Origin of the sequence: Stieleria magnilauensis, from assembly GCA_007753675.1 — a bacterium.
GTDB classification, from domain to species: Bacteria; Planctomycetota; Planctomycetia; order Pirellulales; family Pirellulaceae; genus Stieleria; species Stieleria magnilauensis.
On sequence record CP036432.1, the window covers coordinates 10619298 to 10639532 of the forward strand.

Below are 20235 nucleotides of genomic sequence, written 5' to 3' on the forward strand. Positions count from 1 at the left end.
TCAAGCCCGCAACGCCGCCGGCCGACGGAATGATTCACTCGTCTGTCGGCAGTGCGGTGTTGCGGAGATGAAACCGTTCGCGTTCGTCTTGACGGAGCGGACGAGAGAACTTGATCAGGGCATCGGTTGTGATCGGAATCTTGCGGACCCGATTGTCGGACGAGAGAACCCAGACCGCGTCGCGACCGAGGTGTTCGATGCCGGCGAAGGTTCGAAAACCGAGATCGTCCCGCACGGTCAGGATCGGATCACCCGTTCGTTTCCAAACGGAAATGGATGTCCCCTGATTGGTCATGACGTTCTCACCGCGTCGGTCGCCGGTCGCAAAGCCGATCGGTTCGGACGTGACGATCGTGGTTTTTCTTTCACCCGAGATGGCGTCCAACAGGATCGCTTGTGGGCCGATGATCCCGAGCACCGTTTCACCGAACGGGCTGAATCTCAACGAACGAGGATAACGCGGCAGGTCCAACTCGACGGCCTTTCCGGACGGCGACACGATTCGCGAAGGAAACTGTTTGATGTTGCGGTTTGCCGGAACCAGCAGCAACCGACTTCCGTCCGGTTGGAATTCGGCGAACGCGACGCGATCCTTTTCGTCTTGCCACGGGGCAGGCTTTCCGTTGGCCGTGTCCCAAACGTTCCATTGCCCACGTTCGCAATACGCCACCACGCGGGCGTTGAATGCCGACAGACTGCAGCCTTCGATCGGATTGTCAAACGCTTGGAGATGATGGAGCGGTTTGTCTTGGACTTCGGCGAGATTCCACACGTCGAGCACACCACCCTGGTCAGCCGAGGCAAGCATTCGCCCATCCGCCGAGATCGCTGCGGCGGTGATCGGGTGAGCGTGCGACGCCAACGTGCGTTTGAGACGGAGTGATTTCGCATCCCAAATCATGATCCGGGTGTCGTAGGAACAAGTGACGATCTCGCTGCGATCGGGTACGAGCGCCGCAAACGAGATCGGTGCCGCGTGCCCAGGGATCTGACCGATCGGTTTGAGCGACTGGGAGTCATACACGGCCAAGGGAAAATCGCGCTGACCGATCAGAATGCGATTGGGATCCTCGGTGATGTGAATCTCGTGGATGGCGCCGTGCAGGGGCAGGGTGCGGTCGGGTCGGTCGGTCTCACCGGCGACGTTCCAGATCTCCAATTGAGGCGGACCATACTTGGCAGCTTGAATTCGCAATGGTCTGGAAAATGGAAGAGCGGTCGCGGCGACGAGGGTGTCGTCGTCCAGGAAAGCAGCCGTGGCGTAGGCTCCCGTCGTTCGCCGCACGATCTGACCGGAGCGTACATCCCAGACAAACAGCCCCGCTTCATCGCTTGCCAGAATCGCTCGGTTTCCCAGCTTGCTCACCGCCAGGTGCAGTTTTCCGCCGGGACTATCGACCTGGTGGATCAAGTCGCCGGTTTCCGCATCCCAACAAGCCAGCTTGGTGGTCGAGAGTCGGTAGGTGAGGATTCGTTTGCCGTCAGCGGCGAATATCGCCCGGTTGAAGGGATGGTCCAGCGATGTGAATTGCGTCACCACTTCCAACGAATCGGAATCGAGCAGGAAGCCGCGGTTCTCCGAGTTGATGACCAACAGCCGATCGCCGGCTGGGCTGTAGATCAGATGAGCAATCTCGCCGCGACAGGAGAATTGCCGCAGTTCCGTGCCGGTCGTCACATCTCGGGTCGCGACAACGCCATCGTCGCCGCCGCAGGCCACTTGGGACGCGGTAGGATGAAATGCCGCGGCCTGAATGGTTTCGTGATCGCCCGTCACCAAGATCCTTTCATCGGTGCTCCAATTCCAAATCCAACTCGGGCCGCGCTTGGTCCGAATCAAGACATGATCCCCAGACGGGCTCGGCGTCGCTCCCAGGAACCGACCCAACCGTTGCCGAAACGAACCCAAACTTTCGCCCGTGCCCCCGTCCCGAACCAGAACCTGGTGGTCGGTGTGAGTGACCAATCGCCGCGCCGCGGATCCTTCCGGTTGCAGGTGCCCTGAGAACTGGTCGGTCAACTCCCCGGAATCGAGCTGGAGGATGCCACCGGAATGACGGTAGTTCGTCGAAAAAACAATTTGATGGGTGTCCGGATCTTGTGCGATCAATGGTGGGTGGACTGATGCTTCATCCGGCAAGGTGGCGCGTTGTTTTCCAGACTGGATCGACCACACGCGGACGTTCGAACTACCGGTTCCCGAAACGAGGTGCTGTGAATCGGGACTGAAGGAAGCGAATTGAACGTTCCGGTCGTGGCCGCGAAACTCGGCGAGCTTCCGTCCCGATTCTGTATCCCACGCGGCAAACCGTTTTGACCCCGTCAGACTGACAATCCGTTTGCCGTCGTTGGAAAACGAGAACGGCCCGGCCCACTGTTCGTGAACCAATTCACAACGCACCTTGCGGCGATGCCAATCGAGCACACGGATCGTATCGTCCCAGGCGATGGCAAATTGCTCGCCGTCGGGACTGAAGGCGACGTGATTGCCATGCCCCAGCGCCGTCGACTCGTCGCGGTCTAAATCCCACAGATCGACGCCGAGTTGGACTGAACAGGTGAGCAGGTGATTCGAGTCGGGACTGAAGCGAGCGGATTGAACCAGTTGCCCCGCGGTTGCGTCGGGCAAACGATCCTTCCACGCATCCAGCTTCCGCAGCTCCGCGCCCGTTTCGGCATTCCAAGTTCGGACGGTGTGGTCATCGGAAACGGTGACGATCTTGGTGCCGTCGGGCGAATAGCCGGCAAAGGTGACGCGGGCGGTGTGGCCACGAAGCGTCAACATCAAGTCACCGGCGGCATTGTAGACGCGCGCGGAGTGGTCGATCCCCGGTGTAACGATCTTGGTCATCGGGCCGGTCGGACAGAACGACGCGGAATCGGTTTGCAGCAAGAACGCCCCTTCGAGTGCTGCGATTTCGACACCGCGATCCGCGTCCCAGACGCGCGGCGAAATCTCCGCCAGTTTTTCCTCTGGCAAACTCAGCGCGCCACCGGCGCAGGACGTCGTCAAGACGCGCCGGCCCGTCGGATCGAAGACCGCCGAGGTGATCGTCGTCTCGGCTTGCAACTCCAACAGCGGCTTGCCCGTCAGCGCGTCAAAGATGCGGGCCGGCAGCGGGCCGGCGAAGTATTTCGTCGCGGGTGCCGCGGTGACGATCCGTTTCCCATCGGGACTGTATCGAGCCTCGCCCACGTCCGATTCGTTGTCCAAGAGTAACCGCTGATGATTGGCGTCAAACGCGGCCAACAACGCCGTTCGGCCCTCCGCATCGGGATGACGCCGCACGCCTTCACCGGCGAGCGCCAGGGACAGATTGGGATCGTGGGGCAGTTCGAGCGCCGCCAGCGCGATCAACCGACGACCTTCGGATTCGTTGAGCGCCGCCGCCAGTTCCGTGTTCTTGGCTTCCACACGGATCCGAGATTCGGTTTCCGCTTGGACGGCATAGGTCAACGAACCGATCGACGCAACGATGGCGATGGCCGATGCAACGACCAGCGAGTTGACCAAGGAGCGATGTTTTCGTGCCCATCGTCTGGACCGTTGCGACAGCGTGGGCTTTCGGGCCCGAATCGGTTCGTCACGGAGATACGCCCGTAGATCATCTGCCAATTCCCCGGCCGACTGGTACCGCTCGTCGGGGTTTTTGGCCAAACACTTCATCACAATGATCGACAGTTCTTCCGGCAGATCGCCGTTGATCTTGCGTGGCAAAACCGGATCGTCATACGCAATCTGTTGCAGAATTTCGGCGCGCGTTTTCCCGTCAAACGCTCGACGCAGGGTGAACAACTCATAGAGTGTTGCCCCCAACGAGAAAAGATCGGAACGATGATCGACCACCACCCGTTGCGCGCATGCCTGCTCCGGACTCATGTAACGCCACGTGCCGATCACGTCCCCGGATTGGGTCAACTCGGCTTCCCCTTGCACCTGCGCCAATCCGAAGTCCGCGACGTATAGATTCTCCTGCTCATCGATTAGCAGGTTCGATGGTTTGATGTCTCGGTGGACAATCCCCAGATCGTGGGCATGCTGCAGCGCGTCTGCAATCTGGATTCCCCAGCGGGCAAATGTCGCCACATAAGATCGATCCGCGAGCCGCGCCCCGGAGCGGTCGCTGCGGTGGGATCCGGCAACGTCGCCGGACCCGCGATCGGTGGACTGGTTTTGAATCTTGACCGTCGATTTCCGCGCCAGACCGTCTGACCTTCCCTGGGACGACCCCGCCTCGCGAAACTCCGAAATCCGCTTGGCCAGATTCTGTCCCCGGATGTACTGCATCGCATAGTAATAGATTCCGTCGTCAACGTCGGATGCGAACACGGTGACGACATGGGGATGCTCCAACTGTGCGGCAGCCTTCGCCTCGATTTGAAACCGGGCGAGGGCGGAGGGACTGATCACCGCCGAGTTCAGCGGCAACACCTTCACGGCGACCGTCTTTCCGAGCTTGACGTCCCGGGCGCGAAAGACGATGCCCATGCCCCCGCGGCCGATCCGCTCGAGCAACTCGTACTGCCCCAGCCGTCGCAGTTCACCGCCGTTGGGATTGATCGTGAAATCGCCGTCCGTGTCGCGTCCCCGAGTCGCACCGAGGGCTTCGGTCAGCGGCAGTTGTTGATCCGTCATGATGATCGAATCCAAGGTGGCCGGAAATCGATTGCGATACGTTGACAGGTCGACCGGGTCACCCGCCGCGTGTCGGAGATCCAATTCGATGCGCAACAGCTGGCGAATCGCTTCGGAATGATTCGCCGGTTCGATCCCCTCGGCAAAATCTTCGATCCGAGGGTTTTCGCCGACGACCCACGCGCGCTTGAATTCTCGGCAAACCGCATCGATTTGGTCAGGACGACCATTTTTCGAATCATTCGTCATCGAAAACACCGTCAGCCAATAGAATATTGCATCGTGCCACCGCGAGTGCGATGACAACCTATTGTACACATTTCGTTTGAACAGGAAATTTTTGATGATCAGGCACACCGAGATTGTTCTCGCCTTGCTATTGATGTGCCATTGGCTCTCTGCGGCGGAACGGCCGAACGTGTTGTTCATCGCGATCGATGATCTGCGTCCGCAGCTGGCGTGTTATGGCCAGACGTCGATGCACACTCCCAACATCGACGCCTTGGCCAGCCGTGGCGTGTTGTTCGAGCGCGCCTATTGCATGGTGCCGACCTGTGGTGCATCACGCGCCTCGCTGTTCACCAGCATTCGCCCGGCGCCCCACCGCTTCGTCACCCACCTGGCCTGGGCGGAGAAAGACGCACCGGGAATTCTGCCGCTGCACACCCATTTTAAGAACAACGGCTACACCACGATCAGCCTGGGCAAGATCCTGCACCAGATCAACGATCACGCCGACGGCTGGAGTGAGCCGGCGTGGCGATCGAAGCAATCGGGCTACCAAAACGTGGAAGCGATGCGGGAAGCGATCGCGGAAAACAAACGCAGCTGGCCAAACAAAAATAAACATCGCGGCCCGGCATTCGAAGCGTCCGAATCCAGCGATGCCGATCATCCCGACGGCGACTGTATCAATCAGGCGGTGAGATACCTGGAAGGATTCGCGCGGTCGCCCGACCAGCCATTCTTCCTGGCCGTCGGACTGCTCAAGCCACACCTGCCGTTCAATGCACCGCAAAAGTACTTCGACCTGTACGACTTCGACAAGATCGACGTTCCCGACAACTACGAGCTGCCGACCGATTTGCCGCCTCGGGCGGTCCACAATTCGGGTGAATTGCGCGCTTACGCGGGAATCCATCCGTCAAAACCCGTCGATCGCCTGACAGCCCGAAAGCTGATCCACGGCTATTATGCCTGCGTCAGTTTCGCCGATGCCAATGTCGGCAAGCTGCTACGCAGTCTCAAGCGACTTCAATTCGCCGACAACACCATCGTCGTGCTCTGGGGTGATCACGGATGGCAACTGGGCGAACACGGCATGTGGAACAAACACTCCTGTTTCGAAACCTCGATGCACGCGCCGTTGATCGTCGCGGCGCCGTCGCAAACAGATGTGCAACCCGGCACGCGGACCGCCGCGCTGACGGAATTCATCGACATCTATCCGTCGCTGTGCGATCTGGCGAGTCTGCCAACGCCCGACCACGTGCAAGGCACCAGTTTCGCCCCCTTGATGAAAGACCCAAGCCGATCGGGCAAACCGTTCGCCATCGGACGCTTCGGAACCGGAGACACGATCCGCACCGATCAACTGCGCTATAGCGAATACACCGACAAGAATCAATTCGTCGGCAGCATGCTGTACGATCACACCACCGATCCCAGGGAAAACCACGACATCCGATCGGATCGTCCAAAAGTGTCGAAAGAGTTGGCCGAGACGCTCCGTGAACACAAGGGCAAGTGATCGGCTGATATGAACCGGTTCGGTGATCGATAGACAATTGGAAAGATGGAACTTTTCTGTTTCCGGGCTTCATCGCGAACAAACATCGAAAACGTTAGAGTCAGGAACTCTTAAACCGCCTGTGTCCCATTGCACCAGCACCGAGCCGGCATCACATTTGAAAACGACAAGAACCGCACACACGTCGAGTCGGTCGCAGCAAATGAGTTCCCATGCCCCTCGTTGACTTGCCTGCAGAGCATGCCATGAACTGGCAAATCCTGGCGCAGGGACTGGTCGTGCTCGGCTGTCTTGGTATCGGATCTCGAATGGGCGGCGTCGCCGTGGGACTCTGGGGCGGCATCGGCGTGCTGCTGCTTTCCACGCTCTTCCATCTGGAGCCAGGCGGCTTTCCCATCGCGGCGATGACCATCATTTTTTCGGTCGTCACGGCTGCCGGTGCGATGCAAGCTGCCGGCGGGATCGATTATCTGGTCGGCATCGCACACCGCATTCTCAGGTCCCGGCCGCAATCTGTGACGTACCTGGCTCCTTTCGTGTCTTGGATCTTTACGATCGGTGCCGGTACGGGGAATGTCTACTACTCGCTCCTGCCAGTGATCGAAGAGACTTCCTACAACAACAAGGTTCGGCCGGAACGACCTCTCGCACTCTCACCGGAAGCCTCTCAGTTGGGGATCACCAGCAGCCCGGTCTCCGCGGCGATGGCCGTGATGCTGGGCCTCGTGGCCCCGCTGGGATTTGAATTGAGCCAGATTCTCCTGATCGTGTTGCCTTCGACGGTTGTTAGCATCGCGGTGGCCGCGTTCATTCAAAACCGAGTGGGAAAGGAGTTGGACCGCGATCCCCGGTTTCTCAAGCGTTTGGAAGCTGGCGAAGTTCAGAAACCAGATTACACACCGCCCGATCTGGAGCAGATGACGACGAGAGCCAAATGTAGCGTGTATGTGTTCCTGTCTGGCATCCTGCTGGTGGTCTTGTTCGGTTTCGTTGATTGGCTCCGGCCACAGATCGGAACGTCGGATAGCTCGACCAAACCCATGGCGATGACCCAACTGATCGCCATCGTCATGATGGTGTCCGGGGTCGTGATCATGTTGATCGGCAAGGTGAATCCCGGAGCGATCCCCAGCAGCAACGTGTTTCAGTCCGGGATGGTGTCTGTTCTGGCGTTGATGGGAATTGCCTGGATGGCGAATACGTTTATCGGCGCGCACAACGAGTTGCTGTCGTCGGTGATGCTGGGACAAGTGGAACAGCGTGTCTGGGTACTGCCGGTCGCCTACTATGCGACGGCGGCGTTGACGACCAGCCAGTCCACGGCCACCCTGATCGTCACGCCGGTCGCAATTGCCATGGGGATCTCACCGGCGATGATTGTCGCTTCGTGGCTGGCGGTCATTGGGATCCACTTCTTTCCCGCCAATGGCAGCCAGATTGCCACGATACAGTTCGACCGCTCTGGCACGACCCGGATCGGCGGTTTGGTGCTGAACCATTCGTTCCTGCTGCCGAACGTCATTGTGGCGACGGTCAGCGTGCTCACCGCATTCCTCATCGCCGCGGCCTGTTTTTGATACGGATGCTGTGAACGTCAGTCCGAAAGGATCAATTGATTGGCGTCGGCCGCGGCTGGCGTTCCGTCGACCAGACAAACCTGATCGGACGTTCGAGCGGATTTGGGTTCATGGATTCGGTAAGCTTTCGAATGTTTCGGTGACCGGTGATTCTCCGCGCAGCATCTTGCCGCCTTGGCCGACCAGCTTCAGATAGTGGTCGCTCGGCAGCCCTTCATAGGTCAGAAACCGAGCACCGTTACCGACCGGTGGATCGTTGCTGCATTTGAAGATCGCCGTGCCTTCATCAACCTCGTCGAACATTGCGACGTAAATCATTTCGCAACCGGCGCGTTTGGCGGCGATCAGTTGCGACCACAAAAACTGCCCTTTCAATCTCGGAATCGCATCGAGTTTGTCACCGGTCAGATTGTGCCAACTGAAACCCGGAAACACGACCGGCAAGAAATCGATCTGACGGGCGGCGCACCAGCGACGGTCGCCGCTCCAAACCGTTGCGGCATGACGCGTCGCCTGCTCGGGCGTTTGATACCGTCCGATGCTCCAGGGGCTGACGATGTCCGCCGTTTCCAGAATCGTGTGCAACAGGGGATCGCTGACGGCATCCCGTTTGCCTTCGCGCCAGAACGACGGTACCCCGAGCATGACGGTGCAGCCATTGGATTTGAGCCCTTTCACCAGTTCCAGGCATTCGCTAAGCGTATAGTCGCGATCGTCGCTGAACCCGATGCCCCAAACCGCGACCACCGGTTGATTCTGGTGATGCAGATACGCGGGGTCATCGGCGATCTTCATGTCCGCTTGCAATCTCGTCCAATCGTCCCGCACGCGCGAGACCTCGCCCGCACGAAGACCCGACAAGTCATACATCACGGCAAAGGCACGACCGGCACGGTTGGCCCCCTCGCGGCTGTGTGAGAGCACATTGTTTTTGTGCCGCAGCGTGGTCGGGTTCGTCAGTCCATTAGCGAATCGCTGCACAAATGCGCCGTCGATGCCGTAGTCTTGCATCCATTGAAAGTGTCGCATCACCGTATCGCGGTTGGCGCTGCTGAACACTTCCGCCACCCGACCGTCGACGTGCTGGAAACCGGTGGCGTAGCGTTCGTGTGCCGCGTACTCCGACAGATCCGGCCACAGGTCGACCGTCACGTTGCCCGGTCCGAAGGGTTGGTTGCGCCGTTTCGCCCAGTGGGTCCAACCGAGGTTTGCGCCGTCGCCCTGACAGTTGAACCAGCCCTGGTAACCGCACATGACTTTACCGGTCAACGTGGTACGGTCGACAACCGGTTGCGCCGCCGCTGCGGTGGCAAGACAGAAACCGAAAGCAATGACAACAAGCGATCGCATGAGAGACCTTTCCTGGGACGGAATGGAGAAGGGGTCAGGAAGGATTCAGCAATCGTTGGTGTCTAGCCTTTAGGCGATTCCCGGTCGCTGCGACGCAGCGACAGTGGGCGGCTAAAGCCTGCACACCAACACTCATGCCCGTGCCATTCGGTTATTGGTACCTGACGTCTTTTCGGCTGCACCCTCAGTATAATCGTTGACAAAGCATTAGGACTTCTTCTTCGGAACCGATTTCTTTTTGGGGCCACCGGGGCGCTGCCGATCCGCGGCAGTCGAGAGACCGCCGAAAACGGCAAAGGCCGTCGCGGGCAAGCGGCGATGCAGTGGCAAGTCGAGTTCATGGTTCTGATTTCGAGTGGTTTGGGCAGATGAGCCGGATCGCGGAGTCATGTGGAATGCGCTGAAAGCTACTCGAAACGCGCGTCGTGCGTTTCATCGTCATGCATGATAGCCGCCGCCGCGGGGGGCGGTTAAAGTGTTGCTCCCTCCCTGTGCATGAAAGCTGTACATTAAACCTGCGCATTGAACTCTGTGCTTTGACTTTGGCCTGTTCACCGATTCAGGCACGAACCGACTGTTTTACACTTTTGGGATCTCACCATGACGATTGCTCGACGTTTGTTCTGCGGCTTTGCCGCGTTGTCACTTTGTTTCATCGCATCGACTGCCTCGGCCGAGGACGGCAAATGGGTGTCCTTGTTCGACGGCGAAACGCTCGACGGCTGGGAAAAGGTCGGCAACGAGAAGAGTGTTTGGAAAGTCGAAGACGGCGCGATCGCGGGCTCCGGACCGCCGTCGATGTTGGTCAACACGACTGGACCGTACAAGAATTTTCGCTATCGTGCCGAAATCAAAATCAACGACGGCGGAAACTCCGGGCTGTACTTCCGCACCACGCGAAAACCGGGATTCACCGATGGCTACGAGGCGCAGATCGACAGCACCCACACCGATCCGATTCGTACCGGATCGATCTACGGGATGTGCCACGTCTACAAGCAGCACGTCAAACCCGGAACCTGGTTCACCTATGACCTGGAAGTCCGCGACGATGTCTGGCGCGGACGCAACATGACACGGATCAAAGTCACCGTGGATGGAAACGAACTGTACGAGTACCTGGATTTTGATCTGACCTTCAAAGAAGGCCACTTTGCGTTCCAGCAACACGACCCGGGCAGCAAGGTCCACATCCGGAAAGTCGAAGTGATGGAACTGCCGTAGGACCATCTTTGATCCCAAGCTCCACCTGGGGACACACTGTTTTGGAAGCCGCCCGCCGGCAGAGCCGGCGAGGATGGCAAGCAGGATGCTTACCCCACTTTAGCCCTCAACTCACCTTCAGCCATGCGCCCCATCGTCCAAATCTCTCTTGACTTGACCAACATCGACGAAGCACTCGAAACGGCTCATCTGGCCATGCGGGCCGGGGTGGATTGGTTGGAAGCCGGCACGCCGCTGATCTTGGCCGAAGGGTTGCACGGGGTGCGGGCGTTGCGGGAGGCGTTTCCCGAGACGCCGATCGTGGCGGATCTGAAAACGATGGACGGCGGCTACTTGGAAGCCGAGATGATGGCCAAGGCCGGTGCCACGCACGTGGTCGTGATGGCTCGCGCCCACGAAGAAACCATTCGTTGCGTCGTCAAAGCCGGTGCGGACTTTGGCTGCAAGGTGATGGGGGACAACATGGTTTGCGAAGACATGGTTGCCGGGGCGAAGTGGCTCGAAGACCTCGGCTGTGACTTTGTGATCCACCACATCGGTTACGATGAGCGCCGCGGCATCGCGGCCCGAGGGCTGAGGATGCCGAGCCCGCTGGACCAGCTTCGTGAGGTGGTCGGCGCGGTCAAGATTCCCGTCCAGGCCGTCGGCGGACTGTCACTCGAACAAGCCATCGAATGTCCCAAGTACGGGGCGCCACTGGTCGTCTTGGGTGCCCCGCTGACGATCGACGCCGATGCCTTCAAAACGGCCGATGGGGATCTGGAAGCTTCGCTGAAATTGATTTGCGACGCCGTCCACGCACAAACCGTGCAATAGGCTTCCGGGTTTGTCATCTCGATCCCGACCGCCTGGAAGACTATCCCACTTCAGAAAAGTACAAACATGAAATCAGCCGCCGTCGTTAATTTCGCCCCCGAACCGGAATCGGTGGAATTGAGGGAGATTGACCGACCGTCGATCGGCCCCGAGGACGTTTTGCTGGAAGTCGCCAACGTCGGCGTCTGCGGCAGCGACCTGCACCAATGGACCGCCAATCATTCCTGGCCGGTCAACTATCCCGTCGTGCTGGGCCATGAATTCGGCGGACACATCGCCGAACTCGGATCAGCGGTCGAGGGCTGGAAAGAAGGTGATCGCGTCGTCAGCGAAACCGCGGCGATCATCGACCAGCAAAACCCGATGACCCGCCGCGGGCTGTACAACCTGGATCCGACCCGCAAGGGGTTTGGGTACGGTGTCGATGGCGCGATGACGAAGTACGTTCGCGTCCCCGCGCGGATCCTGCACAACGTGCCGGATTCCCTGGCGTTCGAACACGCTTGTTTGACCGAACCCTGCTGTGTGGCCTACAACGCGGTTGTTCGAAACGCACGGATCGAACCCGGTGATCGGGTGATCGTGCTGGGGCCGGGAACCATCGGCATCCTGTGCGCCGCGATGGCTCGTCTGTGCGGGGCCGAAGTTGCCCTGGTCGGTTTGGAATCGGATCGGCGGCGACTGGAAATCGCCCAACAGCATTATGGGTGTGAAGGCATCGTCGGCGATGCGAGCCAATGGGCACGTCAGCGCGACGGTTTGGGTTGCGATGGCGTGATCGATGCGGCCGGCGCCAGTGCGACGCTGAAGATTGCGATCGATGTGGTTCGACCGGCCGGCTGGATCAGCAAGGTCGGCTGGGGGCCGCAACCGTTGGGCTTCAATCTGGATCCGTTGGTTCAAAAAAATGTCACGTTACAAGGCAGCTTCAGTCACAACTGGCCGATTTGGGAACGGGTGCTGGCCCTGCTGACCAGCGGCCAATTGGACGTCCGACCGATCATCGGCGGCGTCTGGCCGATCGATCAGTGGCACGAAGCGTTTGAAAAGATGCACCAGGGCGAAGTCGTCAAATCTGTGTTGAAACCCGTCTGAGATCCATTATGCCGAAACTTGCCGCATTCCCCAAAGCCTACATGCAGGCGCTTTGCAAAGACGGCTCGATGACACTGGCGGAGTGGTTCGAGCTGGCAACGACATTGGACATCGACGGTCTGGAATTTTACGCCGGGTTTTTGGAGCTGGCCGATCCCGCGAATTGGCCCGTGCTGCGAAAGCAAGTCGAAGACCTGGGCATGAGCATCCCCATGCTCTGCTGTTCGCCCGACTTCACCCACCCCGATGCCGCCTTTCGTGATGCCGAGATCGCCAAACAAAAACGTTGGATCGAGATGACCCACGCGCTCGGCGGAAGCTACTGTCGCGTTCTCAGCGGCCAACGGCGGCCGGAGCTGACCGTCGACCAGGGCGTCCGGCTTGCCGCCGACAGCATCGGTGCCTGTCTTCCGTTTGCCCAACAGTGCGGCATCACGTTGATTCTGGAGAACCACTACAAGGACGATTTTTGGGAATACCCCGAGTTCGCCCAGGCGATGGACGTTTTCTGTGATCTGGTCGCGGCAATCGATCACCCCAATTTCGGCGTCAATTACGATCCCAGCAACGCGTTCCTGGCCGGCGACGATCCGATCGAATTGCTAAAGCGGGTTTCCGATCGCGTCGTCACAATGCATGCCAGCGACCGCTACCTGATCGAGGGAACGCTGGAGGACTTGCGGCGTGAAGAAGGCGGCGCAGTCGGTTATGCGAAACGGCTCAGCCACGGCGAAATCGGCAAGGGCCTGAACGACTACGACGCGATCTTCAGCGAACTGGCCGGCAAGGGATTTGACAGCTGGATCAGCATCGAAGACGGTGTCGACGGGATCGATCAATTGCGCCGCAGCGCCGATTTCCTGCGCAACAAGATCGCCCAGCATTGGCCGGGTGGCTGATCATCCAACCGGTGCTGGTCAATCCATCGCCGAGTGTCATGCATTGCCCGGGGTAGGTCGACGCGGTGAAGCGTTTGTTTCCTGCGTTTTAAGGCTTGACGGCTGGGCAAACGGGGATGACAATTCGGCGTCCGGCCCGGGACCTCCAGGCCCATCCCACCTTTCCACGTTGTTCGTCTTGTGATGTTCGACGTCTTGCCCCAGTTTCTTCGGCAATCCCTCGTTCAACACTTCGCCACCGCAAGTGTCGGATCTCTTCGTCCATGAACGAGGCCCCTCGGAGTTTTCGCTCTATGAAGTGCTACGGTAACGGTCTGTCCCGGCGGGGCGTGCTGCGCGTCGGGTTCCTCGGCGGTTTGGGCCTCTCGTTGGCCGACATGCTTCGGTTCGAAGCACTCGCCGAGCAAAAACACTACGAAAGCAAAGAGGGGACGGCGAAATCCGTCATCTTTATCTTTCTGCCCGGTGGCATGGCCCACCAAGAATCATTCGACCCCAAGCCTTACGCGCCGGTCGAATATCGCGGCCCGATGAACTCGATCGAGACGAAGGTTGCCGGGGTTCGTGTCAACGAACTTTGGAAACAAACCGCAACGGTCGCCGACAAGATCGCGATTTGCCGCTCGATGACACACGGCGAAGCGGCCCACGAACGGGGCACGCACAACATGTTTACCGGTTACCGACCCAGCCCCGCGCTGTCGTACCCCAGCATGGGAAGCGTCGTCTCGCACGAATTCGGCCCCCGACATGATTTGCCGCCCTACGTCTGTGTTCCCAACCAGCCCAACGAATTCGCCGGCACCGGGTACCTCAGTTCGTCTTATGCGGGGTTCAGCTTGGGCGCCGACCCCGCCGCAGCTGACTTTCGCGTACGGGATTTGAATCTTCCCGGCGGAGTGGACGGGAATCGTTTTACGTCCCGCCGAGATTTGTTGGACGTCGTGAACTCGGGTTTTCGTCAGCAGCAAGCATCCGATTCACTCGACGCCGTGGACACGTTCTATCAACGCGCCTACGCGATGATCAATTCGGACAAGGCCCGCGAGGCGTTTGACATCAACAAGGAAGACGACAAGATCCGCGACGAGTATGGCCGCAACGATGCCGGTTCGCGGTTGTTGTTGTGCCGACGATTGGTCGAATCGGGCGTGCGATTTGTGACGACGACCTACGGCGGCTGGGACATGCACGACAACATCCTCGGTGGCATCCAAGGCCAGGTGCCCAAGCTCGATCAGGCCTACGCGGCGTTGATCCGCGACCTGGATCAGCGCGGGCTATTGGATTCAACGATGGTCGTCCTGGCCAGCGAGTTCGGCCGAACGCCCAAGATCAACGCGACGGCGGGACGCGATCACTGGCCCAAAGTGTTTAGCGTGGTCATGGCCGGTGGCGGCATTCGCCCCGGCATCGTCTACGGATCGTCCGATGCGACGGCCAGCGAACCGAACGAAAACCCGTTGGACGTCGCCGATTGGGCCACCACGATTTATCACTGCATGGGCATCAACGCCGACAAGGAGTTGATGGCCCCGGGCGATCGCCCGATCGAAATCGTCGACGGCGGCACCGTCCGCAAGGATTTGATCGTCTAGGAGCCAACCCGTTGTTCCCTGGCTCCGCCTGACAACGCACTGACATGAAGACTCCCGCCCAATGCCAGCGACTTTGGCACTGTAGGAGGTAGCGGAACGGCGCAAGCCGTCCGGTTCCAGCTTGAAAACGCCGTGAATGACCGGAGGGCTTGCGCCCTACCGCTAACAGGCCGTGAATGACCGGAGGGCTCGCGCCCTGCCGCTAACAAGCCGTGAAAGACCGGAGGGCTCGCGCCCTACCGCTAACAAGAACACCCCGATGGGTGTCAAAGTAGTATCCCACTGATTACTTCACCGGAAACTGTGCATGTCCATTTTGTGCCGAATTCTCGTCGCGCTGGCGATCTCCACCGGCATCGCCAACTGCGGCGTCTGCCCAGCGGCGTCGCCGCGACTGACCAGCGTGACCCCGCGTGGAATCCAACGCGGTGCCGAACATCAATTGACATTCATCGGTTCCAATTTGGGTGACGTTCAAGACATCTTGTTTTACGACGACGGCCTGGAAGTGCTGGAGGTCAAGGGAGAAGGCAACAACGCAACCGTCAAAATCCGCGTCGCACCGAACTGTCGCTTGGGTGAACACGTCGCGCAGGTGCGAACTGCCACGGGCATCTCGGACTACCGCACCTTGTACATCGAAGACCTGCCGGTGGTCGACGAAGTGGAACCCAATAGTGACTTCAACACGCCGCAAACGATCGCGCTGGGACATGTCGTCAATGGAACCATCACCAACGAAGACGTCGACTACTTTTCGGTGGAAGCCAAACAGGGACAGCGGATCTCGGTCGAAATCGTCGCGATGCGATTGAGCACCGCGATGTTCGACCCTTATGTCGCGATCCTGGACGAAAAACGATTCGAGCTTGCCACCAACGATGACACCGCACTGGCGTTGCAAGACGGCTTTGCGTCTATCATCGCTCCCGCCGATGGAACCTATTTCATCGAAGTGCGTGAAAGCGCTTATGCAGCCGGCAACAATTACCGACTTCACGTCGGCACCTTCCCACGACCCAAGGTGCCGTTCCCCGCCGGCGGAAAGATGGGCGACGAAATCGACGTGCGTTTCCTGGGGATGCCTGCCGGTGAACTGACCCGCAAGGTTCAGCTGCCCGCCAATCCGGTCACCGATTTCGGAGTCTTTGCCGAGGACGAAGGGGGCGTTTCGCCCACGCCCAACCCGTTCCGGTTGTTCGAGCATGGCAATGCCTTTGAACAAGAACCGAACAACGAAGTCAGCCAGGGGACACCGGTCGAGTTGCCGCTCGCGTTCAACGGCATCATCGAAACCGCCGGCGACGTGGATTGCTTCAAATTCGCCGCCAAAAAGGGACAGGTTTACGAAGTGGAGTGTTTCGCGCGACGCATTCGCTCCGGGCTGGACCCCGTGCTGAATCTCTACTTCGCCGACGGACGACACCTCGCCGGCAATGACGATTCGCGAGGTCCCGATGCCTACATCCGATTCACGGTTCCCGAAGACGCCGAGTACGTGATTCGGGTGAACGACCATTTGGGCCGCGGCGGTCCGGATTTGGTCTACCGGATCGAGTTTCAAGCCGTTCAGCCAGCCCTCACGCTCGGCATTCCCCGCAACGAACGCTATGGACAGTATCGCCAACAGGTCTTTGTGCCCAAGGGGAACCGATTCGGCACCTTGATCACCGCCAATCGGATGAATTTTGGCGGCGATCTGGTGTTGCTGGCCGAACACTTGCCCGCAGGACTGACGATGCAATGTGATCCGATGCCGGCAAACCAAAACACGATGCCCGTTGTCTTCGAAGCCACCGCCGACGCACAACTGAGCGGCGCCTTGATCGACTTTCTCGCCAGACACGCCGACCCGAACCAGACCATTCGCGGCGGGTTCGTCAACCGAGCCGACTACCTGATCGGCGAACCCAATCAATCCCTCTACCGCTGGAAAGACGTCGACAAACTTGCCGTCGCGGTTGTCGATGAAGTGCCGTTCCGGATCGAGATCGAGCCCCTCAAAGTGCCACTGGTTCGAGACGGATCGATGAACTTGAAGATCATCGCCCACAAAAAGGAAGGCTGGGACGAAGACATCCAGGTCCAATTGCCCTACCGCCCACCGGGAGTCGGGGCCGGGCCAAGCGTCAACCTGCCCAAGGGGCAAACCGAAGTCCTGTATCCGATCAACGCCAACGGGGCGGCCGAGATCAAAAACTGGAAGGTATTTGCCCTGGCGACATCGCAAGGGATGTGGGCGTCTTCGCAATTGACGCCACTAGAAATCACTGACGCCTACGTTCGTTTCGAACTGCAGCGGGCGGCGTGCGAACAGGGCAAAGAAACGTTGCTGCTGTGCAAGCTGAATCACACGACGGCATTTGAGGGAGAGGCGAAGGCGGAGTTGGTCGGCATGCCGCCCAAGGTCGGGATCGAACCCCTGTCGTTTTCCAAAGACACGACCGAGTTGACATTCAAGGTCACGACCGAAGGCGATAGCCCCGTCGGAAAACACACGCTGTTTTGCCAAGTGACGATTCCGCAGAACGGCGATGCGATCGTCAGTCGCGCGGGGAATGTTGAACTGCAAATCGACGTTCCGCTTCCGCCGCCGGTGACCCAACCTGTCCCCGCGCCTGCAGCGATGCCGGAAGCAACCATCCAAGCTCCGCCTGAACCGGCCAAGGCACCCGAGCCGCCGCCAACCAAACCGCTATCGCGATTGGAAAAACTGCGACTGGCCGCTCAGCAACGCCAAGAATCGCGAACCGAACAGCCTTAGCGTCGCCACCGCCAATCACCTCCACCACTCATCCTCCAGCCCTTTCGGATGCAGTCGCAAATCATCGTCATGAAATCACAACACTTCCTCGCCTTGGCCGCGTTGATCGCCGTCGTCACCGCAGTGCCGGCGGCCGAGCCCGCGAGTTTGACCGAGACGCGTGTTCCCGTCTCGATACGCGTCTACCCGCCCAACGTCGATCTGACGAACGCGCGAGATCATCAATCTGTGATCGTCCAGTCCGTGTTTGCCGACGGCATCACGGAGGACGTCACCGACCAGACAACCTTCTCGATCGGTGACACCACGCTGGCGCGGCTGGAGTCCAACGTGGTCTATCCGCAATCCGATGGTTCCACCGAATTGAAGGTGGAGTACGCAAGCCACCAGGCGGTTCTCCCGGTCTTGGTCAAGGACTCGGGCGTTCAACCGCCGGTCAGTTTCAAACTGGATGTGATGCCAATCTTCATGCGAGCTGGCTGTAACACGGGCAGTTGTCACGGCGCGGCGCGGGGGAAAGACGGCTTCATGCTCTCGCTGTTCGGTTACGATCCCGACGGTGATCATTTTCGCTTGACACGACAGTTCCCCGGCCGGCGAATCAATCTGTCGCTTCCGGAAGAAAGCTTGTTAATCCAAAAATCGGTCGGATCCGTTCCCCACACCGGCGGTCAGCGATTCGCAATGGAAAGCGAATATGCGCAAACACTGTTGCGGTGGCATCAGGCCGGCGCGGTGAACGATCCCGGCGAAGTTCCCCGGGTGACGAAAGTGGAAGTGTTTCCGGAAACCGCAGTGTTGGATGGTGAAGGCACGACACAGCGTGTCAGCGTCCGCGCCCACTATTCCGATGGAACCGATCGCGACGTCACGTCGCTCGCGTCCTTTCTCTCCAACAACGACAACTCGGCGCCGATCTCCGCCGACGGCATGGTCACCGCGGCCAATCGGGGCGAGGCGTTCATCATGGCCCGGTTCGACACCCATACTGTCGGATCTCACGTCATCGTTTTGCCCAAGGACCTGCAGTTCCAGTGGAACGATGCCAAAGATTTCAACTACATCGACACGCACATTCACGCGAAACTGCGCAAGCTGCGGATCAATCCTTCGGACATCTGCAGCGACGAAGAATACTTGCGTCGGGCGACGCTGGATATCGTCGGCATGCTTCCCACGATCGAAGAATACGAGCGATTTGTGGCCGACGACGACCCGAAGAAACGCGACAAGTTGGTCGATGAACTGCTGGACCGCAAAGAGTTCGTCGAGCTGTGGGTGATGAAATGGGCCGAGTTGCTGATGATTCGTACCACGCAGCAGATCGCCTACAAACCGATGCTGCGCTATTACAACTGGCTGCAAGAGAAACTGGCCGCCGAAGTCCCGATCGACAAGATGGTGCAGGAATTACTGAGTGCCAGCGGCGGCACGTTTGAAAACGCGGCGACCAACTATTACCAGATGGAAACCGATCCGCTGAAGGTTTCCGAAAACGTCGCTCAAGTGTTCATGGGGATGCGGATTCAGTGTGCCCAGTGTCACAATCATCCCTTCGATCGTTGGACGATGGATGACTACTACAGCTTTGCGGCGTTTTTCTCGCAAATCGGGCGCAAGCAGGCCGAAGATCCACGCGAAACCATCGTCTTCAACAGCGGCGGTGGTGAGGTGAAGCATCCCGTCGATGGCCGTGTCATGGCGCCCAAGTTCCTCGGCTCCGACGCGCCGGATGTGGCCGGCAAAGATCGCCGTGCGGTGATGGCCGATTGGCTGGCGTCCAAGGACAACCCCTACTTCGCACCGAACCTCGCCAACATCGTTTGGAATCATTTCTTCGGCAAAGGGATCATCAACGAAGTCGACGATGTGCGGGTCAGCAATCCGCCGGTCAACGCCGAATTGATGGCCGCGCTGTCGGAATCATTCATCGAGTACAACTATGACTTCAAGCGGTTGGTGCGCGACATTTGCACGTCGCGAACGTATCAGTTGAGCACCGCGACCAACGAAACGAACAAGCGTGACGATCGCAATTTCTCTCACGCTTCGCTGCGGCGGATTCGTTCTGAAATCCTGCTCGATTCGATCACGCAAGCGACCGACACCAAGAACAAATTCGCCGGACTTCCCTTGGGTGCCCGGGCCGTTCAGATTTCTAACGGCAACACCAGCACCTATTTCCTAACCTCGTTCGGCCGGGCAACCCGCGCCAGTGTCTGTTCCTGTGAAGTCCAGATCGAACCGAATCTTTCACAAGCCCTGCACCTGCTCAACGGGGAAACCGTCGGCGGCAAAATCGGCGAAGGAAAACTTATTGAAAAGCGATTGGCCGAAGGCAAGCAACCGGCAGAGATCGTTGACGAGCTGTATGTCCGCTGCCTGACACGCAAGCCCACCGACATCGAAAAACAAAAACTGGGCGAAGCGATTGCCACCTCGCCGGACATCAAAGTGACCCTCGAAGACATCTTCTGGGCGCTTTTGAATTCACGGGAGTTTGTGTTCAACCACTAAGATGACCGC

At 59.1% G+C, this 20235-nt stretch carries 11 protein-coding genes; 9 read left to right on the top strand and 2 right to left on the bottom strand.

What is annotated here, in order from left to right; all coding sequences use genetic code 11:
• Positions 1-34: 34 nt before the first annotated feature.
• Positions 35-4885: a serine/threonine-protein kinase gene (locus TBK1r_RS37495; RefSeq protein WP_419580777.1), complete on the bottom strand. Its 4851-nt coding sequence runs from the start codon at positions 4883-4885 to the stop codon at positions 35-37.
• 94 nt (positions 4886-4979) lie between these two features.
• Here TBK1r_RS37495 and TBK1r_RS37500 point away from each other — a divergent pair, with 94 nt between their 5' ends.
• Together TBK1r_RS37500 and TBK1r_RS37505 are read left to right on the top strand one after the other, a co-directional pair.
• Entirely contained in the window at positions 4980-6386 is a 1407-nt protein-coding gene (locus TBK1r_RS37500) for a sulfatase (protein ID WP_145221551.1), read from the top strand.
• Between the two features lie 245 nt (positions 6387-6631).
• Entirely contained in the window at positions 6632-7963 is a 1332-nt protein-coding gene (locus tag TBK1r_RS37505) for an anaerobic C4-dicarboxylate transporter family protein (protein ID WP_419580778.1), read from the top strand.
• Between the two features lie 108 nt (positions 7964-8071).
• On the opposite strand, the gene TBK1r_RS37510 is transcribed toward TBK1r_RS37505, so the two are convergent.
• Positions 8072-9313: a glycoside hydrolase family 99 protein gene (locus tag TBK1r_RS37510; protein ID WP_145221556.1), complete on the bottom strand. Its 1242-nt coding sequence runs from the start codon at positions 9311-9313 to the stop codon at positions 8072-8074.
• Between the two features lie 600 nt (positions 9314-9913).
• On the opposite strand from TBK1r_RS37510, the gene TBK1r_RS37515 reads away from it, so the two are divergent.
• From TBK1r_RS37515 to TBK1r_RS37545, 7 genes are all read left to right on the top strand, one after another.
• The gene (locus TBK1r_RS37515) at positions 9914-10537 is read left to right on the top strand and encodes a 3-keto-disaccharide hydrolase (protein ID WP_145221559.1); all 624 of its coding nucleotides are present in this window, start codon (positions 9914-9916) and stop codon (positions 10535-10537) included.
• A 123-nt stretch (positions 10538-10660) separates the two neighbouring features.
• Complete coding sequence (locus TBK1r_RS37520; RefSeq protein ID WP_145221562.1) at positions 10661-11353, top strand: orotidine 5'-phosphate decarboxylase / HUMPS family protein; 693 nt, start codon at positions 10661-10663, stop codon at positions 11351-11353.
• A 66-nt stretch (positions 11354-11419) separates the two neighbouring features.
• Entirely contained in the window at positions 11420-12448 is a 1029-nt protein-coding gene (locus tag TBK1r_RS37525; RefSeq protein WP_145221564.1) for a zinc-binding dehydrogenase, read from the top strand.
• 8 nt (positions 12449-12456) lie between these two features.
• Positions 12457-13347, top strand: coding sequence for a sugar phosphate isomerase/epimerase family protein (locus tag TBK1r_RS37530; RefSeq protein WP_145221567.1), 891 nt, complete (start codon positions 12457-12459; stop codon positions 13345-13347).
• A gap of 293 nt (positions 13348-13640) precedes the next feature.
• The gene (locus TBK1r_RS37535) at positions 13641-14945 is read left to right on the top strand and encodes a DUF1501 domain-containing protein (RefSeq protein WP_145221570.1); all 1305 of its coding nucleotides are present in this window, start codon (positions 13641-13643) and stop codon (positions 14943-14945) included.
• 307 nt (positions 14946-15252) lie between these two features.
• Positions 15253-17709 carry a pre-peptidase C-terminal domain-containing protein gene (locus tag TBK1r_RS37540; protein ID WP_145221572.1) on the top strand — a complete coding sequence of 819 codons (2457 nt, stop codon included), beginning with the start codon at positions 15253-15255 and terminating at the stop codon, positions 17707-17709.
• Between the two features lie 69 nt (positions 17710-17778).
• Positions 17779-20226 carry a DUF1549 domain-containing protein gene (locus TBK1r_RS37545; RefSeq protein ID WP_145221575.1) on the top strand — a complete coding sequence of 816 codons (2448 nt, stop codon included), beginning with the start codon at positions 17779-17781 and terminating at the stop codon, positions 20224-20226.
• Positions 20227-20235 lie beyond the last annotated feature (9 nt).

Bases quoted from the DNA above. Each gene is read 5' to 3' on its own strand.
- TBK1r_RS37535 (WP_145221570.1), top strand. From the start codon at position 13,641: ATGAAGTGCTACGGTAACGGTCTGTCCCGGCGGGGCGTGCTGCGCGTC.
- TBK1r_RS37500 (WP_145221551.1), top strand. From the start codon at position 4,980: ATGATCAGGCACACCGAGATTGTTCTCGCCTTGCTATTGATGTGCCAT.
- TBK1r_RS37540 (WP_145221572.1), top strand. From the start codon at position 15,253: ATGTCCATTTTGTGCCGAATTCTCGTCGCGCTGGCGATCTCCACCGGC.
- TBK1r_RS37530 (WP_145221567.1), top strand. From the start codon at position 12,457: ATGCCGAAACTTGCCGCATTCCCCAAAGCCTACATGCAGGCGCTTTGC.
- TBK1r_RS37510 (WP_145221556.1), bottom strand. From the start codon at position 9,313: ATGCGATCGCTTGTTGTCATTGCTTTCGGTTTCTGTCTTGCCACCGCA.
- TBK1r_RS37520 (WP_145221562.1), top strand. From the start codon at position 10,661: ATGCGCCCCATCGTCCAAATCTCTCTTGACTTGACCAACATCGACGAA.
- TBK1r_RS37545 (WP_145221575.1), top strand. From the start codon at position 17,779: ATGAAATCACAACACTTCCTCGCCTTGGCCGCGTTGATCGCCGTCGTC.
- TBK1r_RS37525 (WP_145221564.1), top strand. From the start codon at position 11,420: ATGAAATCAGCCGCCGTCGTTAATTTCGCCCCCGAACCGGAATCGGTG.
- TBK1r_RS37515 (WP_145221559.1), top strand. From the start codon at position 9,914: ATGACGATTGCTCGACGTTTGTTCTGCGGCTTTGCCGCGTTGTCACTT.
- TBK1r_RS37495 (WP_419580777.1), bottom strand. From the start codon at position 4,885: ATGACGAATGATTCGAAAAATGGTCGTCCTGACCAAATCGATGCGGTT.
- TBK1r_RS37505 (WP_419580778.1), top strand. From the start codon at position 6,632: ATGAACTGGCAAATCCTGGCGCAGGGACTGGTCGTGCTCGGCTGTCTT.